This window comes from Streptomyces sp. NPDC006551 (assembly GCF_040611675.1).
Classification (GTDB): domain Bacteria; phylum Actinomycetota; class Actinomycetes; order Streptomycetales; family Streptomycetaceae; genus Streptomyces.
Map to the genome: position 1 here is coordinate 1 of NZ_JBEXOT010000016.1, position 25,550 is coordinate 25,550.

Below are 25,550 nucleotides of genomic sequence, written 5' to 3' on the forward strand. Positions count from 1 at the left end.
TTCTGGAGGGCTTTGAGGTTCTCGGGGGGGACGGGTTCTTCGAGCCATGCGGGGTGGTAGGGGGCCATTTCGCGGGCGATGCGGATGGCGGTGGCGGGGGAGAAGCGTCCGTGCATTTCGAGCATGAGTTCGGTGTCGGGGCCGATGGCGTCGCGGACGGCTTCGATGAGGGAGACGGCGTAGCGGGTCTGTGGGGGGTCGAGTTCGAGGTGGCCGGTGCCGAAGGGGTCGATCTTGAGGGCGCGGTAGCCGCGGGCGATGACGTCTTTGGCGGCTCGGTGGTAGGCGTCGGGGGTGCGTTCGGTGGTGTACCAGCCGTTGGCGTAGGCCTTGACGTGGTCGGTGACCTTGCCGCCGAGGAGTTGCCAGACGGGGACGCCGAGGGCTTTGCCCTTGATGTCCCAGCAGGCCATTTCGATGACGGCGATGCCGGACATGACGATTTCGCCGGCTCGTCCGTAGTCGCCGTACTTCATGCGCCTGAGGAGGTCTTCGACGGCGAAGGGGTCGGAGCCGGTGATGTGGTTGGTCTCGGCTTCGCGGAGGTAGCCGAGGAGGGCGTCGGTGTGTCCGAGCATCCGGGTCTCGCCGACTCCGGTGAGGCCCTCGTCGGTATGGACCTGGACGTAGGTCAGGTTCCGCCAGGGTGTTCCGACGACGTGTGTGCTGATTCCCGTGATGCGCACGGCGGGGACTCCTCGTGTTCGGTATATCGACCAACGTTCGAAATCTTGCCGCGACAGTACGAAGCGTGGCCGGTCGATGTCAACGGGTCGACGAAGCCGGGGTGTTCGGTGCGCCTCGAGTGACTCTTGACCGCGCCGAGAGGGGCGCCTAGCCTGCCACGGCCGATATTGAGAACGATGTTCGATATGACGAACAGTGAGGAGGTCGGGATGACGACAGCACCGGTCTGGAGCTTCGATCCCCGCACCGGGGACCGGCGGGCGCAGGTGACGCTGGAGGCGTCGCCCGAGGAGGTGGACGCGGCGGTACGGGGGGCCGCCGCGTCGATGTCCGCGCTGGCCGACCGCACGGTGCGAGCGGCCCTGCTGCGCGAGGCCGCCGAGCTGATGGAGAAGGAGGCCGACGCACTGGTGACGACGGCGGACGCGGAGACGGCCCTCGGCCCCGTCCGCCTGCGGGGAGAACTCGCCCGCAGCTGCCACCAGTTGCGGAGCTTCGCGAACCTCGTCGACGAGGGCGGCTTCCTCGACGTGATCATCGACCACCCCGACGACACGGCGACGCCGCCCGTTCCGGACCTGCGCCGGTACAAGGTGCCGCTCGGTGTCGTGGCGGTGTACGCCGCGTCCAACTTCCCCTTCGCGTTCTCCGTGCCGGGCGGCGACACCGCGAGTGCGCTCGCGGCCGGCTGCCCCGTGGTGATCAAGGCACACCCCGACCACCCGGCCACCTCGGAACTCGCCGCCCGGCTGCTGCGCGAGGCCGCCCGCCGACACGGAGTGCCGGACGAGGCGATCGGTCTGGTGCACGGCTTCGACGCCGGCGTCCAGCTGGTCCGTCACCCGCTGGTCGCGGCGGCGGGCTTCACCGGCTCCGTACGCGGCGGAAGGGCGCTCTTCGACGCGGCCGCGGCCCGTCCCGTGCCCATCCCGTTCCACGGCGAACTCGGCTCCCTCAACCCGGTCGTGATCACCGAGGCGGCCGCGGGGGAGCGGGCCGAGGAGCTCGGCACCGGCCTGGCCGGCTCCATGACGCTCGGCGTCGGCCAGTTCTGCGTGAAGCCGGGCCTTGTGCTCGTCCCGGCGAATCCCGGCGGCGACCGTCTGCTCAAGGCGCTGGAGGAGTCCGTGGCGGCCACCGGTCCGGGAGTCCTCCTCGACCACCGCATGCACGAGAACTTCGTCGAAGGGGTCACCGCGCGCACCGGACTGTCCGGCGTGTCGGCGCCCGTCACCGCCGGCGCCGTGTCCGACCGTACGGTCCGGGCAGGCGTCCTCACCGTGGCCGCCGCCGCCCTGGCCGAAGAGGGGGACCACGACCTGCTCCTGGAGGAGTGTTTCGGCCCGGTCACGGTCGTCGCCCGCTACGAGAACGACGACGAGGCCCACGCCGTGCTCGCCCGCCTGCCCGGCAACCTCACCGCCACCGTCCACCTGTCCTCGGAGGAGAAGGCGGGCCACGGGGACGGCGCCCGTCTCCTGGAGGCCCTGGTGCCCCTCGCCGGCCGGGTCCTCGTCGACGCCTGGCCCACCGGCGTCGCCGTCGCGCCCGCCCAGCACCACGGCGGCCCCTACCCGGCCACCACCTCCACCTCCACCTCTGTCGGAGGCACCGCCGTCGAGCGCTGGCTGCGCCCCGTCGTCTACCAGAACACCCCCGAGGCGCTGCTCCCCGCGGAGTTGCGCGACTCCAACCCGCTGGGCCTGCCCCGCCGCGTCGACGGCCGCCGCGACGCCTGAGGGGCGGCCCGGCACCGGACCGCCCCCTCCGTACCCGTACCACCCGCGCACCCGCACGGCGCTCGGGCACCGAGGTGCCCGGGCGCGCAGTCACTGATCCCCAGAGCCGAAGAGAACGGGAACAGCCATGCCACGAGCGAGAACAGGGGTCACCCTCCTCGCCGGTCTGCTCCTCGCCGGCGCCTGCCTCACCGGGCCCGCCGACGCACGGAGCACATCGGCGTCCGAGCAGGTGGACTACACAGTCGACGTCGACGCGTCCGGCAAGGGAGCCGCCATCGATCCGACGATGTACGGAGTCTTCTACGAGGACATCAACAACGCCGCCGACGGCGGACTGTACGCCGAACTCGTCCAGAACCGCTCCTTCGAGTTCGACCGGGTGGACAACCCCGCCTACCACCCGATGACGGCGTGGACCCCCACGGCCTCCGGCGGCGCCGGAGGCGCGGCCGAGGTGATCGACGACGCGGGGCGACTCAACGAACGCAACCGCCGCCACCTGCGTCTGCGACTCGACGGGAAGGGAGGACCGGACGGCCGGTACGGCGTGGTCAACAGCGGCTTCGCCGCCGGCATAGCCGTGGACTCCGGCAAGCGTCACGACTTCTCCGTCTGGGCCCGTACGGACCAGCCGGCCGGCACCCCGCTCACCGTCGCCCTGCGGGACGACGCGGGCACCGCCCTGTCCGCACCGCTGACCCTCACCGTCCGCGGCGACCGGTGGACGAAGTACACCGGGACCCTCACCGCGCGCGACAGCAGCGCTGCGGCCCGGCTCTCCGTCACCGCAGGCGGCTCCGGCACCCTCCGGCTCGACATGGTGTCCCTCTTCCCGCGGGACACCTACAAGGGACGGCCGAACGGCCTGCGCGAGGACCTGGCACAGAAGATCGAGGCCCTCCGCCCCGGCTTCCTGCGCTTCCCCGGCGGCTGCCTGGTCAACACCGGCAGCCACCAGGGCTACGAGGCGCCCCACTACGAACGCGCCCGCTCGTACCAGTGGAAGGACACCGTCGGACCCGTCGAGCAGCGGGCCGCCAACGCCAACTTCTGGGGCTACCACCAGACCTACGGTCTCGGCTACTACGAGTACTTCCAGTTCGCCGAGGACATCGGTGCCATGCCCCTGCCGGTCGTCCCGGCCCTCGTGACCGGCTGCGGACAGAACAGGGTCACCGACGACCCGGCCCTGCTGCGCCGGCACATCCAGGACACCCTGGACCTCATCGAGTTCGCCAACGGCCCCGTCACCTCCACCTGGGGACGCAAGCGCGCCGAGATGGGTCACCCGAAGCCCTTCGGGCTCACCCACCTCGAGGTCGGCAACGAGGAGAACCTGCCCGACGCGTTCTTCGCCCGCTTCACCCGGTTCCGGGAGGCCATCGAAGAGCGCCACCCCGAGATCACGGTGATCAGCAACTCCGGCCCCGACGACGCGGGCCCCGTCTTCGACCGCGCCTGGGAGCTCAACCGGTCCGGCCGCGTGGCCATGGTCGACGAGCACTACTACAACAGCCCGCAGTGGTTCCTGGAGAACAACGAACGCTACGACTCCTACGACCGCGGCGGCCCGAAGGTCTTCCTCGGCGAGTACGCCTCCCTCGGCAACCGCTTCTCCAACGCCCTCGCCGAAGCGGCCTTCATGACCGGCCTCGAACGCAACGCGGACGTCGTCAAGCTCGCCTCGTACGCTCCGCTGCTCGCTCGCACCGACAAGCCGCAGTGGCAGCCGGACATGATCTGGTTCGACAACACCCGGTCCTGGGGCAGCGCCAACTACGAAGTGCAGAAGCTCTTCATGAACAACCCCGGAGACCACGTGGTGCCCAGCCGCGCGTCCCGGACCCCCGTCGTCAGCGGCCCGATCACCGGGGCCGTGGGCCTGTCCACCTGGGCCACGAGCGCCGCGTACGACGACGTCGAGGTGACCGCCGCCGACGGCACGACCCTGCTGCGCGACGACTTCTCCGCGGGCCGCGACGCCTGGACCCACGCCACCGGCAGGGGCGCCTGGACGGTGGAGGACGGAGCGCTCGTCCAGACCGACACGGCCGCCACCGACACCATGGTCACCGCGGGCGACCCCGGCTGGCAGAACTACGACCTCAAGGTCAAGGCCACGAAGAAGGCGGGCGCGGAAGGCTTCCTGATCGCCTTCGGTGTCCGCGACACCGGCAACTACTACTGGTGGAACCTCGGCGGCTGGAACAACACGGCCTCCGCCGTGGAGAAGGCCACCGGCGGCGGCAAGCAGACCCTGGTCCAGGACGGCACCCGGATCGAGACGGGCCGCACCTACGACGTGAACGTCCAGGTCCGCGGCCGCCAGGTCACCCTCTTCCTCGACGGCCGTGAATGGGCCCGCTTCACCGACGACAAGGCCGCCGAACCCTTCCGTCAGGTCGTCACCCGGGACACCAGGACCGGCGAGCTGATCGTCAAGGTCGTCAACGCCCAGGAGCACACGGCCCGGACCCGGATCGACCTCGGCGAGAACACCAGGACCGGTCGCATGGCCACGGTGACGACCGTCGAGGCGGCCCCGGACGCCGAGAACACCGCCACCGAACGCCCGGTACGCCCCCGGACGACGAAACTCCCCCTCGCCGGCCCCGCGTTCACGTACACCTTCCCCGCCCACTCGGTCACCTTCCTGCGCATCAGAACCCACTGACCACCCGCATGACCGCGGCCGACGGGATTCTCCCGTCGGCCGCGGCTCCATGACGGGACGGGGCCGCGACCGCACCGGTCGCAGGTCGTGGTGGACCCCGGACACCGCTCCCGGGCCCCGAGTGTCAGTGGCCGCTGAGAGCATCGGCACATGACGGACCGCGCCGCTTCGATCACCGCCTACTGGGACGCCGCTGCCGCGGCGTTCGACGACGAGCCCGACCACGGGCTGAGAGCCGGGCCCACCCGTGCCGCGTGGGCCCGGCTCCTGGACTCGTTGATGCCGACCGATCCCGTCGATGTGCTCGACGTCGGCTGCGGCACCGGATCGGTGTCCTTGCTGCTGGCCGAGGCCGGACACCGGCCGACCGGAATCGACCTCGCTCCGCGCATGGTCGAGCGGGCGCGTACGAAGTTCGCGGCCGCCGGCCTCGACGGACGTTTCCTGGTCGGTGACGCCATGGCGCCTGCGACCGGGGATCAGCGGTTCGGCGTCGTGGTGGCCCGGCATCTGGTCTGGACGCTGCCCGATCCCCGGACCGCGTTGCGCGAGTGGGTGACGCGCTTGCGGCCCGGAGGCCGCCTGCTGCTCGTCGAGGGGCGCTGGCGTGAAGCGGGCCGGACGGGTGTCCCGTACGTGGCCGGGGCCGAATCGCTGCCCTGGAACGGCGGAATCAGCGCCGAAGAGCTCGCCGATGCCGTACGCCCGTTCGTCACCGCCGTGCGCGTGGAGCCGCTCAGCGGCGACACGGACTTGTGGGGCGGTCCGGTGGACGATGAACGCTATGCCCTGATCGCCGACGTGTGACGCGCTGAGACAGGCCGGCCCGCTTCGGCGGGCCGGCCCTCCAGGATCTCTACACTGGGCGCCCATGGCGGACACGACGGTTCCCGAGCGCATCAGGCGAGCGGTGGCGGCGCTGGATGTGCGGCCGGCCGACCGGTTGCTGGAGATCGGGTGCGGCGGCGGGGGCGCGGTCGAGCTGCTCTGCCCTCTGCTGACCACAGGGACGATCACGGCCATCGATCGTTCGCGGACGGCCGTCTCTCGGGCCGTACGGCGCAACGAAGGCCCCATCGGCGACGGCCGGGCCACGATCGCCACGGCGGCGTTCACCGAAGCCGACGTGAGAGCGGCGGGTCTCTCCGCTCACCGCTTCGACAAGATCTTCGCGATCAACGTCAACCTGTTCTGGACCGGCCCGGCACGCGCGGAACTGACCCTCGCCGCGGACCTCCTGGCGCCGGGCGGCACCCTTCACACGTTCTACGAGCCCCCGAACGGGCGCCTGGACGAGATCGCCGGCAGAGTCGCCCACACCCTCGCGGCGGGCGGCTTCACCATCGAGGTGGTCCGCATGGCACCGGTCGTGGCCATCGTCGGCCGCCTCTCCGCCTGAAGGTCCCCCTCCTTCAGGGGAGTAGGACCACCAGGGCTCGCGCGGCGCCGAGGTCGCAGGCCGAGGCCGGCCGACCCGACTGACGGCTCATCGACGGCCACGCCGGCCCCAGCCGCTTCCGCTCAGGCAGCACGCCGGCGAGCGCCCTCGCGACGGTCCGCCGCGCCGTCCCGCCGGGCCGCGATCAGGGCCAGGACCCCGAGCACGATCAGTCCGGGAGCACCGGAGACGGGATAGAGGATCTGCAGCGGCACACCGATGGCGAGCAGATACCAGCCCAGCTGCGCCGGGAGCCTTCCCGTGTCACGGACGACGCGCCGGCTCAGTGTCCCGAGAGCCAGGAGGCCGAACCCCGCCAGGAAGAACCACATCTCGTACTCGCGCCGCGGATCTCCCGGGACGGCGTTCCAGAATCCGTCGCGGGCCACATCGTCGAACGTGCTGGAGGCGATCAGGGAGACCGCGAAGTGCACCGCCGTCAGAGCGATCACCAGTCGCGGAATCCACCGGGTCATCGTCGACGTCCTCGATTCGTCCGGTGTCCGGGACCTCATGGCGTGCCCCGTCCGCATCATGCGCCCCGTACGGGGGAGGGCGACGCCGGCCGCGTGACCTCGGTGCGCCGGTCCTGGCCGCGAGGAGCGCGAGTGGATGCGGCGACGTACGCCGTGAGTCCACCCAGCGCCAGAGACAGCGGGGAGTACAGCGCCACGTCCCAGCGGGTGAAGTCGCTCGGTCGGCTGGTCAGGCCGGACGACACGAGACCAGCCGCGCCTCGCAGAAGCAGCACGCCCGCCACACCCCATACGCCCCGGCGAACCAGAGGCCCTGACCCCACCCGCGGGACCAGGGAGGCCTGAGCCGCGACAGCGTAGGAGGCCGCACCGAGCGCCACCGCGACCGCGGCCGTCAACTCCGGTGAGGGCAGGTCCGCTTCGGCGACGCCCACGACCGTACGGGCGAACTCGGCACGGCTGGTCAGCGGCCAGGGAGAGAAGGTCCAGATCCCGTGCAGCGCCCCCGCCGCGCCGAGGCCGACCGCGGCCGCCCCACCGGCGATTCTCGTCAGCGTCATCGCGTTCCCCTATCGCTCCGTACACCCCTGTATGGATGTGACCATACAGTACTGTACGGACATGGCGAGAAGGCAACTCACCCCCCAGGACTGGTCGATCGCGGCGCTGCGCGCGATGGCACGCGGCGGAGTCGCCGCCGTATCGGTCAACGCGCTCGCGGGCGAGCTGGGGGCGACCCGGGGAAGCTTCTACTGGCACTTCAAGCATCGCGACGCACTCCTGACGGCCGCTCTGGAAATGTGGGAGCAGCAGCACACGGCGGCCCTGATCGCCGAACTGGGCGACATCACCGATCCCCTGCGGCGGCTCGCCGCCCTGTTCACCACCGCCCTGGGAGAGGAGGACATCGCCGGCCTGGAGCCCGCGATCGTGGCCCATGCCGACCACCCGGCCGTCGCCCCGGTCCTCCGCCGGGTCACCGAGCGGCGCATCGCCTATCTCACCGACCTCTACACCGACCTCGGCATGGCGTCCGCACTGGCCAGGCGCCAGGCGGTCACCACGTACGCCGCTTACCTCGGCTGGGTCGAACTGCGCCGCTCGGCCGTCGGTGTCGTGCCCGAGGTCGCCGCCACCGGCGCCGTCGCCACCGCCGCGCTCGAGCACCTCATCGCCTCGTTGGCGCGATCGGCCACCCCCGACGCGGACCCGGAGTGAAATTCTCCACCGTCCCCTGTACGCCCGCGCAGTAAGGTCGCCCGACACCACCGATCAGGTGGACGTGGACAGCGGACGATCACCGCGACCGTGCCGACGATGCGGAACCGGACGGACTGTTCGAAGCTGGGCGGATCCAGCCGGGCGACGCCGACGGAGACCGCGAAGGCGGCCACGTCCGAGAGAGGGAGACACGATGAGCAAGGCCAAGAGGACGGCCCCCCGGTCGCCTGCGCCGCACGCCGCTGACAGCCATGACCTGATCCGCGTGCACGGTGCGCGCGAGAACAACCTCAAGGACGTCAGCATCGAGATCCCGAAGCGTCGGCTGACGGTGTTCACCGGCGTCTCCGGCTCCGGCAAGAGCTCGCTGGTGTTCGACACGATCGCCGCGGAGTCGCAGCGGCTGATCAACGAGACCTACAGCGCCTTCGTCCAGGGCTTCATGCCCACGCTTGCGCGTCCCGAGGTCGACGTCCTGGACGGCCTCACGACCGTGATCACCGTCGACCAGCAGCGGATGGGCGCCGACCCCCGCTCCACGGTCGGCACCGCCACCGACGCCAACGCCATGCTGCGCATCCTCTTCAGCAGGCTCGGCAGACCGCACATCGGCCCGCCCGGCGCGTACTCCTTCAACGTCGCCTCGGTCTCGGCGAGCGGCGGCCTCACGGTCGACCGCGGCGCCGAGAAGACCAAGACCGAGAAGGTGACCTTCAGCCGTACCGGCGGCATGTGCACGCACTGCGAAGGCCGGGGCACGGTCTCCGACATCGACCTCACCCAGCTCTACGACGACTCCAAGTCGCTCGCGGAGGACCCGTTCACCATCCCCACGTACACCGGGGGCGGCTGGGTGGTGCGGGTCATCACCGAGTCGGGCTTCTTCGACCCGGACAAGCCGATCCGCAGGTACACCAAGAAGGAGCGGTACGACTTCCTCTACCGCGAGCCGACCAAGGTGAAGATCAACGGGATCAACCTCACCTACGAGGGGCTGATCCCGAAGATCCAGAAGACGTTCCTGTCCAAGGACAAGGAGTCGATGCAGCCGCACATCCGGGCGTTCGTGGAGCGGGCGGTCACCTTCGCCACGTGCCCGGACTGTGACGGCACCCGGCTCAACGAGGCCGCCCGGTCGTCGAAGATCAAGAAGATCAGCATCGCCGACGCCTGCGCGATGGAGATCCGGGACCTGGCCGAATGGGTCCGCGGTCTCAAGGAGCCGTCGGTGGCGCCGCTGCTCACCGCGTTGCGGCACTCCCTCGACTCGTTCGTGGAGATCGGTCTCGGCTATCTCTCGCTCGACCGTCCGTCGGGCACGCTGTCGGGCGGCGAGGCACAGCGCGTCAAGATGATCCGCCATCTCGGCTCCTCGCTCACCGACGTCACCTACGTCTTCGACGAGCCCACCATCGGCCTGCACCCCCACGACATCCAGCGGATGAACGACCTGCTGCTGCGGCTGCGGGACAAGGGCAACACGGTGCTCGTCGTGGAGCACAAGCCGGAGACGATCGCGATCGCCGACCACATCGTCGACCTCGGCCCCGGCGCCGGTACGGCGGGAGGCGCCGTCTGCTTCGAAGGCACCGTCGAGGGGTTGCGGGCGGCCGGCACCGTCACCGGACGCCATTTCGACGACCGGGCCACTCTCAAGAAGACGGTGCGCGAGCCCACCGGCACGCTGGAGATCCGCGGCGCGACGGCGAACAACCTCCGTGACGTCGACGTCGACATCCCGCTCGGGGTGCTCACCGTCATCACCGGCGTCGCCGGCTCCGGCAAGAGCTCGCTCGTCCACGGTTCGATCCCCGTCGGCGAGGGTGTGGTGTCGATCGACCAGGCTCCGATCCGCGGCTCCAGGCGGAGCAACCCGGCGACGTACACCGGACTGCTCGATTCGATCCGCAAGGCGTTCGCGAAGGCCAACGGCGTGAAGCCGGCGCTGTTCAGCGCCAACTCCGAGGGCGCCTGCCCCACCTGCAACGGCGCCGGCGTCATCTACATGGACCTGGCGATGATGGCGGGCGTCGCCACCCCCTGCGAGGAGTGCGAGGGGAAGCGGTTCCAGGCGTCGGTCCTCGAGTACCACTTCGGCGGCCGCGACATCAGCGAGGTGCTCGCGATGTCGGTGACCGAGGCCGAGGAGTTCTTCGGCGCCGGCGAGGCGCGCACACCGGCCGCGCACGGCATCCTCCGCCGGCTCGCCGACGTCGGGCTCGGCTACATCAGCCTCGGCCAGCCGCTCACCACACTGTCCGGCGGCGAGCGGCAACGGCTCAAGCTGGCCACCCACATGGCCGACAAGGGCGGCGTGTACGTCCTCGACGAGCCGACCACCGGCCTTCACCTCGCCGATGTCGAGCAGCTCCTCGGCCTGCTCGACCGGCTCGTCGACTCCGGCAAGTCGGTCATCGTCATCGAGCACCACCAGGCGGTCATGGCACACGCCGACTGGATCATCGACCTCGGCCCGGGCGCCGGCCACGACGGCGGCCGGATCGTCTTCGAGGGCACACCCGCCGACCTCGTCACCGCCCGCTCGACCCTCACCGGCGAGCACCTCGCGGCCTACGTCGGCGCCTGACCGAGGCGGCGCCCTGGCCTCCCGCACCCGGTCACGCTCTTCGCGGCACGGGCACGGGCACCGGCACCGGCACGGCGCGGGCCATGGCGTTGCACTCGAAGAACCTGATGATCGACGGGATGTACGCGGGGGCGAGGGAGAGGCTGGTCTTCACCGGCAGCCACAACTGGAGCGGTCCGGCGCTGCGCGACAACGACGAGGCGATGCTGCGCATCACGACGCCTTCGGTGTACGACGCGTTCGTGACCAACTTCGGCCAGGTACGGACCGCAGCGTACCCGGGCGCGTCGGACGACACGGCCGCCTGCCGCTGACGGTGGGGTGCGACTGCCAGGACACGTGAAGCGCCACGTAGTTGGGCCCTGGGCGTCGTCGCCCAGGGCTCACGGCATGGGGCCGACCACACCGCGTCGCCGCCCAGTGAATCCATACTTTCCTGAATTCAGCTTTCGATGTACTGTCGGGGGGTGCTGACCGTTGCCTCCGACATCGACGTGCTGGCCCGCTTCGGCCGCGCGCTCGCCGACCCGATCCGCTGCCGGATCCTGCTCACCCTGCGCCAGGCGCCGGCCTACCCGGCCGACCTCGCCGACGCGCTCGGCGTCTCCCGTACACGACTGTCGAACCACCTCGCCTGCCTCCGCGACTGCGGCCTCGTCGTGACCGTCCCCGACGGGCGCCGCACCCGCTACGAACTCGCCGACCCCCGGCTCGGTCACGCCCTGGACCACCTGCTGACCTCCGTGGTCGCGGTCGAGTCGGACAAGACCTGCCCGGACGCCGCGACGAAGGGCTGCTGCTGATGATGACCGCGATATCGGTCGGGCCCTCCCCGGCCCGCCGCGACGCGCTCACCCGGCGGATACGGCTGCTGGTCGCCGCGACGATCGCCTACAACGTCATCGAGGCCGTGGTCGCGATCACCGCCGGCACCCTGGCCTCCTCCACCGCGCTGGTCGGCTTCGGCCTGGACTCCGTCATCGAGGTCTCCTCCGCGACCGCGGTCGCCTGGCAGTTCTCCGCCCGCGACCACGCCGCGCGCGAAGCCCGGGAGAGGACCACGCTGCGGATCATCGCCGTCTCCTTCTTCGCCCTGGCCGCCTACGTGAGCGTCGACGCCGTCCGCGCGCTGGCCGGAGCCGGTGAGGCCGACCGCTCGATCCCCGGCATCGTGCTCGCCGCACTGTCACTGGCGATCATGCCGTTCCTCTCCGCCGCCCAGCGCCGCGCCGGGAACGAACTCGGCTCCGCCAGCGCCGTCGCGGACTCCAAACAGACCCTGCTGTGCACCTATCTCTCCGCCGTCCTCCTCGTCGGCCTGATCCTCAACGCCACCCTCGGCTGGTCCTGGGCCGACCCGATCGCCGCCCTCGTCATCGCCGCCATCGCGGTCAAGGAGGGCCGCGACGCCTGGCACGGCAAGGGCTGCTGCGCACCCACCACCCACACGGCAGCCGGCACCGGTGCCGGTGTCGCCCCCCAGTCGGAGGACGCCTGCGGTTCCCACTCGGGGAGCTCCTGCTGCGCGTGAACGACTGCCGCGTCGCGCCCCGACACAGCGCCGGCGAGGCGCAGCCGGGGGACGGGCTCGCCGAACACCCCTATGAATTCGCCTCCTTCGGCGTCGCGACGAGGGCGAACCGGCCAAGGTCAACGGCAGCCCGGCGACTCCGTTGGTGGTGACGCGCGCTACTCACCCCACAGCTGAGTAGCCGCGCCCACGCGGGGCGCGGCGTCGGCCTCCTACGCTCCGGATCATGAGTTCTGTTCCGAGGAGTCGTCCCGCCCGCGCGATCCTGTGGTTCGCCTGCGGCCTGCTCGCCGTGGGTGCCGGCGTGGCCGGCCATCGTGTGTGGAACGGCACGCCGTACCCCGCGAGCGACCCCGATCGAGTCGCCGCACGGCTCAAGGTGGAGGCGCAGCGGGTGTACGACGAGGCGGCTCTGCCCGGAATCCCCGCCGCCCCCTCCCGGGTGGAGACGGGCACCTGCTCCTACCGCGGCCTGAGGTCCATCGCCCACATCGACAGGGGCCGCAGAGACGTGCGCAGCTTCGAGCTGTCGTGGCGGGTGACGAACGTACCGGAGGCCACGGCCCGTTCCGCCCAGGACCGCACCCGCCTGCGCCTGGCGCGTCACGGCTGGAAGCTCACCAGCGAGAACATCTCCGACCGGGGCTTCCGGTTCGAGCACCCCGAGACCGGCGACAAGGTGGATGTGGACTGGTACCGGCCCACGGGAACCTTCGCCGTGAGCGCCTACGCTCCCTGCGGCAAGCTGCCGGACGGTTTCAGCGAGTACGACTGGCCGAAGGCCGACTGGGCACCGGAGTAGCTCCCGCGAGCCTTGCCGGCGAACGGCCCGCGGCGGCCCACTCTCTACACGCGTCCCGCGGTTCCGGTTCCCTCCGGCCCGCCGTCCGTTGGTGCGCTCCCGAGCCTGGGCCGGCGTCGGCAGGATCACGGTCGATGCCGATCACCTTGCCCCGCTCGCCGACTCGGTCGGCGAGCGGGGCAGGGCCCGTGCCCGGAACGGTCAGGGCGTCCAGTCGCCCAGCCAGTCCGCGTTTTCCTGCTCGGCGGCCTGGGCGTCCGTCAGCTGGGGCCGGTCCCGGTGAGCGGCGCCCGCGCCGGGGCCGGTGTTGCGGTACTCGGCGAAACGGTCCTCCCGCCAGGAGAATCCGCCCATGTCGGTCCATGGAGCGGCCTTCACCCCCGCGCCGAGGGTGGACTGACGGACCGTGGTCTGCGGATCGAGAGTGACGTCGCCGCCCGCGTGCCAGGGCCGGCCGAGGTGGAAGCTCCCGGCGGCCACGTCACCGTTCACCGTGGAGCGGGTGATCAGGAAGCCCTTGCGCCCGGCCGGAGTGCTCGGGGCGGTGACGTAACCGGCCGAGGTGCCGTCCCAGCGCTTCTTCAGCGTGAGGACGGACCTGTCCACGACCGCGGTGGCGCGCCCGAAGACGAAGTCCACGTTCCCGACGACGTAGGAGTTCGTGACGTACACCCGGCCCGTCCTGTCCTTGGCGGCCGTGTCAAGCAGCAGGGTGTCCTGGTCGCCGGTGACGATGACGCCGTCGAGCACGACCCGGTCGGCCGCCGTACGCAGTGCGACCGCCTGGTGCCCGCTGAGCTGCTGGTTGCGCGCCTCGTCGAAGTCGTTGGAGACGGTGAGGTTACGGGCCTGGAAGTCATCGGCCTCCACGGCGACGGTGGCGCTGCCGGCGGTGCCGTACGTCCCCGACCCGTCCGGCTTGGGCGTACCGGAGGCGTTGCCCTGCACGATCACCGTGTCCTTGCGGCTCGCGCCCGTGCCCTGGAGGGTGACGAACGGCTTGTTCGCCGGGATCCGTACCGTCTCCCGGTAGGTGCCCGGCGCGATCCGGATCACGACCCGGGAGCGGTTGCCGGCGGGCACCGCGTCGACGGCCTTCTGCACGCTCGTGTACGGGGCGCTGCCGTCCTTGGCCACGTCCAGGGTGCCCGCCGCGGCCCTGGCGGACGCCGTGCCGAGGGACGCCCGCGGTCCGGCCCCGGCCTTGACGAGCGCCGGCACGTCGGACGCCCGGTCCGGTGTGTAGGGGTAGTACGCCCGCGGGTCGAACGCCGTCCCGCCGCTCTCGTTACGGCCGCTGGTACCCGAGAAGAGGTTGCCGCGCTGCACCAGTGCGGCCGTGGCGTCCTTGATCACCGGGTTGCGCACGCCCTGGAAGTAGCTGTGCTCCAGGACCATCCGGGTCTTCCCGCGGGCGTAGTTGCCGTAGGACGAGGAGATGTCCGTCCCCGGGTCGTCCTGGAGGTAGTTGTTGTAGAGATGCGCGTGAGCCGCGTTGTCCGTGGACGGATTGCGCTGCTCGGTCTCGCGGAACCAGTTGTGATGGATGGTCAGGTCGGCCGTCACGTTCGGCGTCCAGCCGATCCCGAAGGTCTTGTTGTTGTTGCTCAGCCGGTTCCAGGAGACCGTCACGTACGTGGTGTCCTTGCGGCTGTCGATCAGCCCGTCGGCCATGTGCCGCAGATCGTTGTGGTCGATCCATACGTGGTGGGCCCCGTCCATCTGGACGGCGTCCCAGTCGTGGTCCTTGTCGTTCCAGACGCCCTCGTACGAGTCGCGGATGGTCAGGTTCCTGATGATGACGTTGTGGACGCCCTGGCCGAGGAAGAAGCCGCCGCCGACGATGTGACCGGAAGTGCCCGAGCCGACGATCGTCTTGTCGGAGGCGACCTTGATCTCCCGCCCCTTGGGGCTCACGTCGATCGTCCCGGCCACCACGACGACGTACGGCTCCGGGGCGGTCGCGTACCGCTCCAGTTCGGCGAGGGTCCGCACGGTGACGGTCCGCCCGCCCCGCCCGCCGTACGTCCCGTTCTGGCCGAGCGCGTCGACCGACGCGAATCCGTCCGCGGCCTCGGTGGCCCAGGCGGGAGCGGAGGCCGCGCCGGCCTCCGGCCGGGCATCCGCCCCGAACATCCCGAACACCGCGCCGTACGCCATGACTCCCGCGGCGGCCAGTGCCACCGGCACCCCGGCCACCAGCGCCGTGCGACGCCTGCGGTGCCGGGCCTTTCCGCGTATCTCACTCATGTGCTGTTCCATTTCCGTCCGTGGGGGGTGGGGCACCCGTGCCGGGAGGGCCGGGTCACTGCCTGGTCGCCACGACGGACGGAAAGGTTGCCGCGCCGACTACGGGGGGCGAGGGCACTACCCCGCCCGCCGGTGTCGCCCGGGGACGGGTGTGTCTCGGCCTGGCTGGAGCCGTGCTTGATCCATGGCGTGGCCGCGGCCCTGGCGGTGAGGCGGTGGTCGCGTGTCAGGGAAGCCCGGAGACGGGCACGGTGGGCGGAGACGGGAAGTCGGGGAGTGCTGGAGGCGGGCCAGGGCGCGGGCGCGTTCGAACGAAGCGGCATAGCCGGGGTCGTTCCGCTTTTCTATCTCCAACCTTTGTCGTTCCTAGAATGGGCGGATGGAGGACATCGACGCGATCGCGGCATTGCAGGATCCAGTGCGACGCCGCCTGTACGAGTACGTGGTGGCGCAGGGGCGCGAGGTCGGCCGCAATGAGGCCGCCGAGGCGGCCGGAGTGGCGCGCACGCTCGCCGCGCACCATCTGGACAGGCTGACCGAGGCAGGGCTGCTGGAGAGCGGAAGCCGCCGCCTGACGGGCCGCTCCGGGCCGGGAGCGGGCCGTCCCGCCAAGGTGTACACACGGGCGCGGACGGAGCGGGCGGTGTCGCTGCCCGCCCGCGACTACCGCACGGCCGCCGAGCTGCTCGCCGAAGCTGCCGAGCAGGCCGGGCTGGACGCCGGGCTCTGCGCGGCCGCACACCGCCGGGGTGAGGCTCTACGCGGCTCGGCGGCGCCCTGCGGCGGCCTGGAGGAGGCCATGGAGATCCTGGCCGCCCGCGGCTACGAACCGCACCTGGAAGATGCCGAGGGGGCGACCGGGGCGGCTGCACGCGTCGTCCGTATGCGCAACTGCCCCTTCCATGCCGTCGCCGAACGCTTCCCGCCGCTCGTCTGCGGCATGAATCTCGCACTGCTGGAGGGGCTGCTCGGCACGGACGGTCCCGTCCGAGCCCGCATGGACGCCCGGCCGGGGGAGTGCTGCGTGGTGGTCCAGGTTTCTAAAAACAATTCTGATTGACATAGAAAAGCGGGCCGTGCTGGGATGTGGCCATGACCGCATCCGTGCATGCCGCCCACCTCGCCGAGCTCAACGTCGCCACGCTCCGCCACCCCCTCGACGACCCGCGCATGGCGCCGTTCGTCGAGATGCTCGACCCGGTCAACGCCGCCGCCGACGGCACGCCCGGCTTCGTGTGGCGGCTCGCCGAGGAGGGAGCCGCCGACGCCACCGGCCTGCGCCCGGCGGGTGAGAACGTCATCGTCAACCTGTCGGTGTGGGAGTCCCGGGAGGCCCTGTGGGACTTCACCTACCGCAGCGGCCACTTGGAGGTGATGCGGCGGCGCCGCGAGTGGTTCGAGCGCCACGTCGAGGCCTACATGGTGCTCTGGTGGGTCCCCGCCGGTCACCTCCCGACCGTCGGCGAGGCCCTGGAGCGGCTGGCCGACCTGCGGGCGAACGGACCGTCCCCGCGCGCGTTCACCTTCGCCTCCTCCTACACCGCCGCGGAGGCCGCCCGACACCTTCAGGCCGTTCCGCCGACGCGGCCTGAGCAGGCACCGGCCGGGGACGCGGCACCTGTGTAGGGAAGAGACGCTCAACCCGGCGTGGCGGCGGCGTGGCGGCATCTCAACGAAAAGCTCCCTCAGTTACCGCGGCCGCACCCCGGGAGCCTGTTCGGCGGCGGGCACGCCCGCATCCCCGCCGCCCCGCCGGGACCTGTCGGCGGCGGCCCGCCCGCACCCCCCGCTCGACCCGAACCGGGCGGCGACTCTCGCCGCCCGCCTGACCGTCCTCGCCCGCCACTTCACCGTCGCCGACCGAATGTCGGCCATTCATGCGATCAAGGGGCTACGCCCTGTGAGCGGCGACAGCCGCCACAACCAGGCGGTCGCCGAACGGACCTGGTTGGCCGCGCGCGACGGCACTCTGCAAAGCGACAGGTCGCAGGAGCGCGTGCATCAGTTCGAAAGACCGTAGAACGGGTATAGCGCTCTGTTCGGCATCCGCCGCACGCCTGCTCGCCTATGGACAGGCCGATACTCAACAGCTCCGAGGCGGAACCCGATGTCCCAGTGCAAGATCCCCGACTATCGCACCGGTCATCGCGGCCGGTTGTGGACCCACGCGCTGCGCAGCGCACAGAAGACCGGGGCCGTCATCGTCACCGACGACAGCGACGAACCGGTCACCTACGCCCACGAGCACACTGGCCCAGGCCGCTTCCGGCCCTGGATCACCGCCACCGGCATCCGCTACGACAGCCACGACGTCCATCCCGAATGGTGACCGCATGGTGAGCGGCCGGCGACGTGATCGTCATCAGGCGGCCGTCCCGCCGTCCCGCCCCAGCTCGGTGTTCTGGCCGCTGTCCACCAGGCTGGAGCGGGGGCCGGGAGCCGATACGTGGGGGTGCCATTCGGCCAGGAGGATGGTGGCGTCGTCGGTCAGGTGGTCGCGGTGATGGTCGAGGATGGTGTGGATGAGGCGACGGAGCGCTTCTGATGCCGGCTCGCCGGCGGAGGTGGCGCGGACGATGGTGTCGATCAGGCGTTGCTCCCCGAATTGTTCGCCGGTGCTGGACCGGGCTTCCGTGACGCCGTCGGTGTGGATGAGGACGCGGTCGCCGGGTTGGAGCTGGACCTGATGGATGGTGCTCGCGGGGCTGGAGACCTCGGGAGCGAGCCCCAGGGGTAGCTGGGAGGCGCGCTTGAGGGCTCCGGGCACGACGCGCTGCCGACGGATGATCAGCGGAGGGGGATGTCCGCGGTTGACCCAGGTGAGAACCCCGGTATGGAGGTCGAGGTCGGCGAAGACGGCGGTCAGCAACCGCTCGGGCAGCCACCGGTTGAGGGCATCGTCGACCGCCGTGGTGATGTCGGTGAGGCTGCCGCCGGCGCGGCGGGTGGAGCGGCAGCCGGCCATGGCGACGGCGGCGGACAGTCCGGAGGCCAGGTCGTGCCCCATGGCGTCGACGACGCTCACATGCAGCGTGTCGGCGGTGAGGCTGTGGTCGAAGGCGTCGCCGCCGATCTCGTACGCGGGTTCCAGAACGGCACTGGAGGTGACGCGGTCGTTGCCGATGGTCCGGGGAGGCATGAAGGCCCAGGCCAGCTCGGCCTGCATGGTCATCGGCCGGGTACGGGCGGTGTGCAGGATCGTGTCGCTGTACTCGGCCTTGGAGTGCACCAGCTGTCCGGTCAGGGAGGCCAGCGTCTTGCACTGGTCCAGAGTGGAAGCGTCCAGGTGGGGCGCCATGAGGCGGATGACGCCGATCCGTTCGATCCCGTCGACCAGGGGCAGCCAGATCGTCAGGTCGTCCCCGGACGTGATCCTCAGGGACTCGGTGCGGTAGGCCCACCCGGCGAGTGTGCCGTCGACCGCGAGGCTCGGCCGGGCTTCGTCCGATGCCGACGGGCCCGGCCCGTCGGGCAGGGGAGCCAGCAGATTCTGTTGGATGTCCGCCACGAAGATCGTCGCGTCCAGCAGGCCCATGGAACGAGCGGCGCCCCGCAGCAGCGAGGGGAGATCATCGGGGCCGCACCGGTGGGCATCGGCCAGCAGTCTCGTCAGCAGTCGGCCGAACGCGGCATCGTCCATGTCCTCACCATCACGATCGGGTTCTGCCTTCAGATCCCAAGCTGGCGGGCCTGGCGCCTTCAGGCAACATGGACACCCGTGTCATCGTGGAGCCGCCGGGCCGTGGTCCCCGTTGTCCCTCTGTTTCCTCATCGTCAGCATAGAAGCCCCGGCGAAGACGACGAGAAGGCTGCCCGCGGTCAGGTCCAGGATCCTGTTTCCCTCCGCCACGGCGGTGTTCTGCAGGTCCAGCAGGAAGGGGGAAACGATCATCCAGGCCCCCAGCACGGCGACCACCAGGTCGGAGCGGAGCCCGCTGCCCCGGTAGAGACGGCGGCCCACCACGAACAGCAGGATCAGGCCGACCATCGCCTCGTTCACCTGAGCGTCCTTGGGGCCGAGCTGAGAGACGAACGGGCCGAGGGTGAGAGCGAGGGCCGCGAGGAGCATCGGAAGGGTCAACAACTCGTCGTGAAGCGCATGCCGGAAACGCTCCGCGGTTTCCTGATCCCTGGAGACGTGGTGGTGACTGTAACTGCTCATGGTGACCTCCTTCGGGAACCCGCAGGTGCCCGCCCTGGCGACGTTCACGCCCCGATAGGGCGCGCCCATACCACCCAGGGGTACGGAGTCAGCGCTGCTCAGGGCCATGGGGTCGGTTCCCTCCCATCGGGTCCGGTCGGCCACAGGATGAATCACCGGACTGATGCCGTTCCGGGAAGGCTCAACCATGGGCTGAAGCACGCCGCCACGGTGCACGGCGCCTGGAGACGGAGCACCGCCCCGCAGCGACCACCGAACAGCTTCACGACCGATAGGAGCTTCACCTCCCGGGGCCTCGCAGGTCAGGAAAGGTCGCGGGGCGGGTCCGGCTGAACCAGTCCAAGCCGTGAGAGGCCATGTAGTCCCCGGGGGCAACCCCATCAACAGGAGCGTGCCCCACCAGGGCGCGCTCCTCCTCGCGGCCGCCATCGGCGAACCTGGAGCAGGAACCCGGCGGCGGGCCGGTCGGGGGCGCCCGTGTCACACGCCGGCAAAGCCCCCGCGGATCGTACGGCCGTGGAGGTCGTCCTACTGCGCGACCGCTGAGCCGGATACGAGAAGCAGGTTTTCTGGACCTGCCTGCGCACTGGCACAGAGTGCTGAATGCGAAGCGCCCCGCCGGGCCGGTCGGACCGGCGGGGCTTCCCGGATGTCAGCTCATCATCAGCAGCAGCCGCGTGTGCGGTACCAGTTTCCGGTTCACGCTGGTGCTCTGCACGAAGATCGTGAAGTCGTCGTTGTGGTCCGGCTTGACGCGTACTTCCGTGTCCGGCAGGCCGAGCAGGGCTCGGGCCTCCGGTCCCGTGTACACCCGGTCCGTCTTCTTCTCCAGCACCGCGATCCGCTTCCGCGCCTGGATCTTCTCCGACTTGCTCAGCTGATAGAACGCACAACCGGTGCGGTACGTGTGTCCCGATTCGATGACCCACTCCCGTATCGCCGCGTCACGCGCTACCGGAATCAGCTGGTATTCGGACGGATTCGCCGGGGCGAGACCGGCTGCCTTGATGGTGTCCTTGTTGACAGTCTCGGCACCCGTGGAGAACACCGCGCGCGAGCCCCGGATTCCCTTGGAGCGGCCCACCATGAATTTCTCGGTCGCCTGCTGAATGACCTGCCCGGCCTCCTCAAGACCCTGCGTGCTCGTGGCATCCCAAATGGCGATGTTGTCCTTCGGGAAACCGCACTGCATGGCCTCGCGCTTCCCCATCTGGTCCGGCACGAGGACGGCCAGCGTCCAGTTGTCCTCCTGCGTCTCGATCATCTGGGCCACGGCCTGCACCAGTTCGCGCGGATCCCCGGTAGGGGAGTCCGGGCAGCGATGACTCGCGTTCTCCTGCCCGTCGGTCAGTACGAACGTCAGGAAGCTGTGGTCGCCGTACAGTTGGGCCGTCTGCGCCAGCTCCCGCTGCGACTTCAACGCGGCCGCCAGCAGAGCTGTCATTCCGCCGACCCGGTACAACTGCTTCAGCGACGGCATCCGCAGCACGTCCTTGTCATAGATGACGCACTCCACCTTGTCCGCGAAGACGTACACCGTGACGCGCGTTTCCTGGTCCAGTTCCCTCGATCGACGGGCCAGATATTCAATCTGCTGGTCGGCGACTTCGACGACCTTGCGGCTCAGCCGCGACATGGACGAACTTGCATCCAACACAAGAGCGACGTGGTTGATGTAGTTCTGACTTCCGGACATGACAGCTCCCCCTCTTTCCGGCTCGATGTTCCTACCTTCTCACCCACCACTGACAATCGATCTCGGCTCACAGGCTGGATGAAGAGCCCGCGCCACCAGGGCCCAGCCGAACCGCTGCGCCCGCCGTAGCTCTGGGATCGATCCAGGAGGTCGGCCCGCGGGCCGCCCGGGGTCCGCCCCTTCGGCGGAGGGCTCTATTCCTTGAGATACTGGGCGGCAGCAAGCCTGCGGCGGGCGCTCACCACGTCCTCGCCGTCAAAGGCGGTCGCGTCTACGCGTGCGGCCACAGCACCCACGGTCAGCTCGGCGATGGAGCTACGGCCGACAGCCACCAGTTGCTCGAGATCCTCCACTCTGACTCGCCGGCCGCCGGCGTCGCCGCCTCCCTCGACGGCAACACCGGCCGCGACTGCCGACCCGGCCTCCGCCTGGTGCCCAGCGCCGCGGAGCCCGGAGCCTCATCGCATGGGTCATGGACACGTGAGAACCGGGCGCTTCCAAGACAGCGCGGGGCCTGGGAAGTCATGAATCCCGGGGCCTCGTGCGGCCCGGCTCAGCGGCCGGACGATGACGATGTCGTGCCCCTCGACGCCCAGCTCCCTGAAGACGTCGAGCTGTTCGGGGGCGAGTTCGACCCGCCTCGAAGCCGGCGTGCCGTCAGCAGGGACGCAGGCCGTGGTAACCGGGGTTGAGGTCGAACGCGGAGCTGGTGTACACGGCGGACGCCGGCACCCAGCCCGTGGCACCGTGGTCGTCGCCGACGGTCTTGTACCAGGTGTGGTTGCCGCCCGAGTGGAGGTCACCCGACCTCCAGCAGATGAACCAGCTGTATGTGGTGCGCAGAGTGTCGACCTGCCAGCTGTCGGTGGTGTAGGGGGAACTGCGCACGGACGTCGGGGCGGAGTTCCGGCAATGGAGCAGTCCGTCGGAGAACACGCCACATATCTGCATGTCGGACGCCTGGGCGGTGCCCGGGAAGACGAGGACGGCGGCGGCCGCCGCCGTGGAGGCGGTAGCGGCGATGGTTCGGCGGATGGACAACGACAACTCCCTGTTCTCATCTGACTGGAAAGGGAAGCGGCCCGCCCGCCCCGCCATCGCGGCAGGTGACGGGCATGCCGAACTCGCCGGTGCCGCACCCCCGTACGAGCCTATCGCCACCGTCAGAGGTCACGGATCGAATGGGACGTTCAGGCCAGCCGGCCCGGGCATCCCAGGGAACGGGCGGGGTGCTCAACGCGCGCTCCAGCCCCCTGCGCGCCCTGTACCAACGTGGTCACAAGCCCATCGCAGTGTTCCGCGAGACTGTGCGGTGCTGGAGGCGTAGGGCCGGTACGGGACGGGGCGGGGCCGTCACCGACGGCCCCGCCCGTTCGGCTCAGGAGGGGAAGGGGCCGGTCACCTTGGGGCAGGACGGGTCGAGCCGCAGCGTGGCCAGCTTGCGGCCGACCAGGCCGTAGGCCTTCCAGGTGCCCGGGATGAAGGCGAGCTGGGGGTTGGTGTACCACTCGTCGTCGAGGGCGGTGGCGAGGTGCTTGGCCTGGGTGAGGCCGGGGCCGATCTGGTGGACGTCGCCGTTGAAGAAGGTCGAGGCGAAGACCGTGTCGTTGTGCACCTGGACCTCACCGTAGCCGGGCAGGGAGCCCTGCTTGACGATCGGGCGGGTGCTGGTGGACAGGTCCATGGCGAACCAGCGCGGCGGATTCGGCACCGCATCGGTGGGGACGGGGATGCGCTTGTAGACGCCGTACAGGACGTTGTTGTGGATCGTGATGTCCTGCAGGGTGTCGTAGCCGTCCGCCGTATAGGGGTCCTTCGCCCAGAGGAGCTTGCCCTTCTTGCCGGTCGTCGGGTCGACGTAGTCGGCGTCGAAGGCGGCGATGCTGGCAGCGGTGTTCCACGAGGTGGACGGTGCGCCGCCACCGCCGCGCACGTCGGTGCCGACGTAGACGGTGCCGTCCGTGCCCACGGTGAGGCTCATCAGGCTCTCGTTGGTGACGACGGGGAACGAGTCGGGCGTCTCCGCCGGCTCCGTCGCGGTCGGGTCGGGGAACCTGAAGACGCTCAGCTCGCCCTGCAGGCCGGTGCCGAGCGGAGCGGTCGCCACGAGGATCCGGTCGCGGGCGGCGTCGTACTCCATGTCCCACGGCCGCTGCTGACCGCTGGGGAGCTGGCCGACGATGCTGACCGGGTACGTCTTCGCCCCCGTCACCGGGTCGGTCGCCGCCGGGTCGATCATGATGATGCGGCCGCTGGGGTACAGCGCCGAGTAGATCTTGCCGTTGCGCTCCACCAGCGTCTTGGCTTCACCGGGGATCTCGATGAACTGCTTGCCGCCGTCGGGCGCGTGGACGTTCATGATGAAGTGGCCGCCGACCCACACCATGCCGTCGGAGGCGCGCAGGATGGACTGGGGGCGCTCCGCGCCCTCGCTGAACCCGGCGTCCTTCAGCTTGGTGAAGGACGACTGGCCGGTGGTGATGTCCATCTGCCAGACCTTGCCGAAGCCGGCGAACCCGGTGAGGGTGGTGCCGTTCACGGAGAGGCCGCGGGTCTCGTCCTGGGGTACCGGCTTGCCCAGGTGCTTGGGTTCCGTGTAGGTCGTCTTGTACTCGTAGACGTTGCCGTCCGGACGGGTCGACATGTACATCGTGTAGTCCGGGGCGAGGGTGACCATGTCAGCCGACTCGTCGTTCCCCTCGGGGCTCTTGATCGGAACCGTCCGGAGATCGGTGCCGTCGGTCTTCACGTCGTACAGCGTGCTGCCGCTGGTACCGCGCACGCGGGTCCGGCCGACGGAGACCGTGGTGAAGCCGGTGCCGCCCTGGGCCAGAACGCGGACGGCGCCGGTGGACCGGTTGATGGCGACCATCTTCTTCGTGTCGAGCAGGCCGGCGTAGACGTTGGTGTCGTCGACGTCCAGGGACCGGACGTAGCGCTCACCCGTGGCGAGTACGCCGAAGTCACGGACGGCGTTGGTCGAGGGCTTGTACTCGTACACCTTGCCGTCGTTGTAGGTGCCCGCGTAGAGCGTCCCGTCGGAGGCCGCGGCGAGGCTCCAGATGAAGTCGCCCTCGCCCCCGAAGGTCTTCAGGTGCTTCACCTGGCGGGTGGCCAGGTCGTAGCTGTAGAGGGCGGCCTCGACGTACGTGCCGATGTAGATCTTGCCGCCGTACGCCGCGAGGCCGTACGCGCCCTCGGGGACGCCGGGGCCCGGGCCGTCCGGGATCTCGGCCTCGCTCCCGGGCACGACCTTCTTCTCCGCGAGGTTGTACTCGGCGATCACCACGGGCTTGCGGCCGCGGCTCGTGACGAAGGCGCGGCCGTCGTGCACGAGGGAGCCGCTGATCGCCCAGGTGGACGAGGCGATGCCGTGGGTCTGTATGCCGGCAACGGTGCAGTCCGATGCCACCGCCGCACTGGCGGGGGTCGCGGGCCACATGGGCCACAGGACCGAAAGCAGGGCCGCGAGGAGTGGCAGCAGCCGGCGGCGCGTCATGGGGACCTCCAGGGGTGTCCGTATCGGGTACGTACGGACGGGGCGGCAGCCCCCCGGATCGCACCCTCGTTCAATCGGCGCTCATGAGATCACGCCCCGTCCGGGTGATCAACGTCGGCCCCTGACCTCGCCGATCACCGCGTCGAGCCTGGTGAACGCGAGCAGGGCCCGCGGCTCGGGGCCCGCGCCCTCGACTCGCATCCGGCGGCCGTGTTTCGGCCGACGGCGAGCCGGACCGGACCTGGATGGCGACGGCGCGGACGACGTCGGCCGACGGCACCCCTTCGGGTACGGCACGGCACACTGGCGGGCCACCTTGCCGGCGTGGCCCGGGCGCCAAGGGGCAGAACGATCGGCCGGCTGGTGTCCACACCAGTGAGACCCGCACCAGGCCGGGAATGTCATGGGAGGGAGGTCCGGAGCCGGCAAGGCCCGGAAAACACCCTCTAGCTTGATCTTTAACATCTAGGCCGTTGGTCAGCCGCTGAATAGGGTCGAGGTGATGTCAGGCCGCGTGGGACCATCTCGGCATGCGCCTGGTAGCTGACGGAGCCACGCCGACCTCGCGGTTGGTACTGGTCAAAGACCTCGAAACCGACGACGGGTATGCCTTCGAGCTGGCGAGCCCGCTGTTCCTGGCCGCTGGTGATCGAATCACTTTCGAAGACGGCAGGCTTGTCGTCGTGCGGGCCAAAGGAGCGCGGCTTTCGCCGGCCGGTGCCTGGTCCACTCGTTGCGGGCCCGGATCTCTGTGCCGCCGGTAGAAGCCGCTCCTCGAACGGTGC

The 25,550-nt window shown here is 70.3% G+C and carries 24 protein-coding genes; 14 read left to right on the forward strand and 10 right to left on the reverse strand.

The window, feature by feature from the left end; all coding sequences use genetic code 11:
• Positions 1-686 (reverse strand): mandelate racemase/muconate lactonizing enzyme family protein (locus ABZY12_RS16855; protein ID WP_356890874.1); only part of this gene is annotated, 686 nt, incomplete at its 3' end.
• 210 nt (positions 687-896) lie between these two features.
• Between ABZY12_RS16855 and ABZY12_RS16860 the strand changes: the two genes are divergently transcribed.
• The 4 genes from ABZY12_RS16860 (at position 897) to ABZY12_RS16875 (ending at position 6,502) form a co-directional block, all read left to right on the forward strand.
• Positions 897-2,426 (forward strand): aldehyde dehydrogenase (NADP(+)), encoded by a 1,530-nt coding sequence (locus tag ABZY12_RS16860; protein WP_356890876.1) that lies wholly within the window; start codon positions 897-899, stop codon positions 2,424-2,426.
• A 127-nt stretch (positions 2,427-2,553) separates the two neighbouring features.
• Positions 2,554-5,103: an alpha-L-arabinofuranosidase C-terminal domain-containing protein gene (locus tag ABZY12_RS16865; protein WP_356890878.1), complete on the forward strand. Its 2,550-nt coding sequence runs from the start codon at positions 2,554-2,556 to the stop codon at positions 5,101-5,103.
• Between the two features lie 150 nt (positions 5,104-5,253).
• Positions 5,254-5,910 (forward strand): class I SAM-dependent methyltransferase, encoded by a 657-nt coding sequence (locus ABZY12_RS16870; protein ID WP_356890880.1) that lies wholly within the window; start codon positions 5,254-5,256, stop codon positions 5,908-5,910.
• Positions 5,911-5,974: 64 nt separating this feature from the next.
• Complete coding sequence (locus ABZY12_RS16875) at positions 5,975-6,502, forward strand: class I SAM-dependent methyltransferase (RefSeq protein ID WP_356890882.1); 528 nt, start codon at positions 5,975-5,977, stop codon at positions 6,500-6,502.
• Between the two features lie 122 nt (positions 6,503-6,624).
• Here ABZY12_RS16875 and ABZY12_RS16880 read toward each other — a convergent pair whose 3' ends face one another.
• Both ABZY12_RS16880 and ABZY12_RS16885 read right to left on the reverse strand, forming a co-directional pair.
• The gene (locus ABZY12_RS16880) at positions 6,625-7,017 is read right to left on the reverse strand and encodes a DUF6463 family protein (protein WP_356890884.1); all 393 of its coding nucleotides are present in this window, start codon (positions 7,015-7,017) and stop codon (positions 6,625-6,627) included.
• A 56-nt stretch (positions 7,018-7,073) separates the two neighbouring features.
• The gene (locus ABZY12_RS16885; RefSeq protein ID WP_356890887.1) at positions 7,074-7,577 is read right to left on the reverse strand and encodes a DUF3995 domain-containing protein; all 504 of its coding nucleotides are present in this window, start codon (positions 7,575-7,577) and stop codon (positions 7,074-7,076) included.
• 61 nt (positions 7,578-7,638) lie between these two features.
• On the opposite strand from ABZY12_RS16885, the gene ABZY12_RS16890 reads away from it, so the two are divergent.
• From ABZY12_RS16890 to ABZY12_RS16915, 6 genes are all read left to right on the forward strand, one after another.
• Complete coding sequence (locus tag ABZY12_RS16890) at positions 7,639-8,235, forward strand: TetR family transcriptional regulator (protein ID WP_356890889.1); 597 nt, start codon at positions 7,639-7,641, stop codon at positions 8,233-8,235.
• A gap of 196 nt (positions 8,236-8,431) precedes the next feature.
• Positions 8,432-10,825, forward strand: a complete 2,394-nt coding sequence (locus ABZY12_RS16895) for an excinuclease ABC subunit UvrA (protein WP_356890891.1) — start codon at positions 8,432-8,434, stop codon at positions 10,823-10,825.
• 83 nt (positions 10,826-10,908) lie between these two features.
• Entirely contained in the window at positions 10,909-11,139 is a 231-nt protein-coding gene (locus tag ABZY12_RS16900) for a phospholipase D-like domain-containing protein (RefSeq protein WP_356890893.1), read from the forward strand.
• A 153-nt stretch (positions 11,140-11,292) separates the two neighbouring features.
• Positions 11,293-11,628, forward strand: coding sequence for a metalloregulator ArsR/SmtB family transcription factor (locus ABZY12_RS16905; RefSeq protein WP_356890895.1), 336 nt, complete (start codon positions 11,293-11,295; stop codon positions 11,626-11,628).
• 2 nt (positions 11,629-11,630) lie between these two features.
• Entirely contained in the window at positions 11,631-12,356 is a 726-nt protein-coding gene (locus ABZY12_RS16910) for a cation transporter (RefSeq protein WP_356891063.1), read from the forward strand.
• A gap of 226 nt (positions 12,357-12,582) precedes the next feature.
• Positions 12,583-13,158: a hypothetical protein gene (locus tag ABZY12_RS16915; RefSeq protein WP_356890897.1), complete on the forward strand. Its 576-nt coding sequence runs from the start codon at positions 12,583-12,585 to the stop codon at positions 13,156-13,158.
• A 201-nt stretch (positions 13,159-13,359) separates the two neighbouring features.
• Here the strand turns inward: ABZY12_RS16915 and ABZY12_RS16920 are convergent, their stop codons facing one another.
• Positions 13,360-15,408 carry a pectinesterase family protein gene (locus tag ABZY12_RS16920; RefSeq protein WP_356890899.1) on the reverse strand — a complete coding sequence of 683 codons (2,049 nt, stop codon included), beginning with the start codon at positions 15,406-15,408 and terminating at the stop codon, positions 13,360-13,362.
• A 379-nt stretch (positions 15,409-15,787) separates the two neighbouring features.
• Here ABZY12_RS16920 and ABZY12_RS16925 point away from each other — a divergent pair, with 379 nt between their 5' ends.
• The 3 genes from ABZY12_RS16925 to ABZY12_RS16935 all read left to right on the forward strand — a co-directional run bounded on the left by ABZY12_RS16925 (position 15,788) and on the right by ABZY12_RS16935 (position 17,737).
• Positions 15,788-16,468, forward strand: coding sequence for a helix-turn-helix domain-containing protein (locus ABZY12_RS16925; protein WP_356890901.1), 681 nt, complete (start codon positions 15,788-15,790; stop codon positions 16,466-16,468).
• 32 nt (positions 16,469-16,500) lie between these two features.
• Positions 16,501-17,034 carry a DUF3291 domain-containing protein gene (locus ABZY12_RS16930; protein ID WP_356890903.1) on the forward strand — a complete coding sequence of 178 codons (534 nt, stop codon included), beginning with the start codon at positions 16,501-16,503 and terminating at the stop codon, positions 17,032-17,034.
• Positions 17,035-17,515: 481 nt separating this feature from the next.
• Complete coding sequence (locus ABZY12_RS16935; RefSeq protein WP_356890905.1) at positions 17,516-17,737, forward strand: hypothetical protein; 222 nt, start codon at positions 17,516-17,518, stop codon at positions 17,735-17,737.
• 33 nt (positions 17,738-17,770) lie between these two features.
• On the opposite strand, the gene ABZY12_RS16940 is transcribed toward ABZY12_RS16935, so the two are convergent.
• The 6 genes from ABZY12_RS16940 to ABZY12_RS16965 form a co-directional block, all read right to left on the reverse strand.
• On the reverse strand, positions 17,771-19,048 hold the full coding sequence (locus ABZY12_RS16940; protein ID WP_356890907.1) for a PP2C family protein-serine/threonine phosphatase: 1,278 nt from the start codon (positions 19,046-19,048) through the stop codon (positions 17,771-17,773).
• 81 nt (positions 19,049-19,129) lie between these two features.
• Positions 19,130-19,570 (reverse strand): hypothetical protein, encoded by a 441-nt coding sequence (locus ABZY12_RS16945; RefSeq protein ID WP_356890909.1) that lies wholly within the window; start codon positions 19,568-19,570, stop codon positions 19,130-19,132.
• 652 nt (positions 19,571-20,222) lie between these two features.
• Complete coding sequence (locus ABZY12_RS16950) at positions 20,223-21,266, reverse strand: vWA domain-containing protein (protein WP_356890911.1); 1,044 nt, start codon at positions 21,264-21,266, stop codon at positions 20,223-20,225.
• 194 nt (positions 21,267-21,460) lie between these two features.
• Positions 21,461-21,619, reverse strand: coding sequence for a hypothetical protein (locus ABZY12_RS16955; RefSeq protein ID WP_356890913.1), 159 nt, complete (start codon positions 21,617-21,619; stop codon positions 21,461-21,463).
• Between the two features lie 304 nt (positions 21,620-21,923).
• The gene (locus ABZY12_RS16960; protein ID WP_356890915.1) at positions 21,924-22,307 is read right to left on the reverse strand and encodes a hypothetical protein; all 384 of its coding nucleotides are present in this window, start codon (positions 22,305-22,307) and stop codon (positions 21,924-21,926) included.
• A gap of 337 nt (positions 22,308-22,644) precedes the next feature.
• The gene (locus ABZY12_RS16965) at positions 22,645-24,765 is read right to left on the reverse strand and encodes a hypothetical protein (RefSeq protein ID WP_356890917.1); all 2,121 of its coding nucleotides are present in this window, start codon (positions 24,763-24,765) and stop codon (positions 22,645-22,647) included.
• A 530-nt stretch (positions 24,766-25,295) separates the two neighbouring features.
• Between ABZY12_RS16965 and ABZY12_RS16970 the strand changes: the two genes are divergently transcribed.
• Positions 25,296-25,529 (forward strand): hypothetical protein, encoded by a 234-nt coding sequence (locus ABZY12_RS16970; protein ID WP_356890919.1) that lies wholly within the window; start codon positions 25,296-25,298, stop codon positions 25,527-25,529.
• Positions 25,530-25,550: the final 21 nt, after the last annotated feature.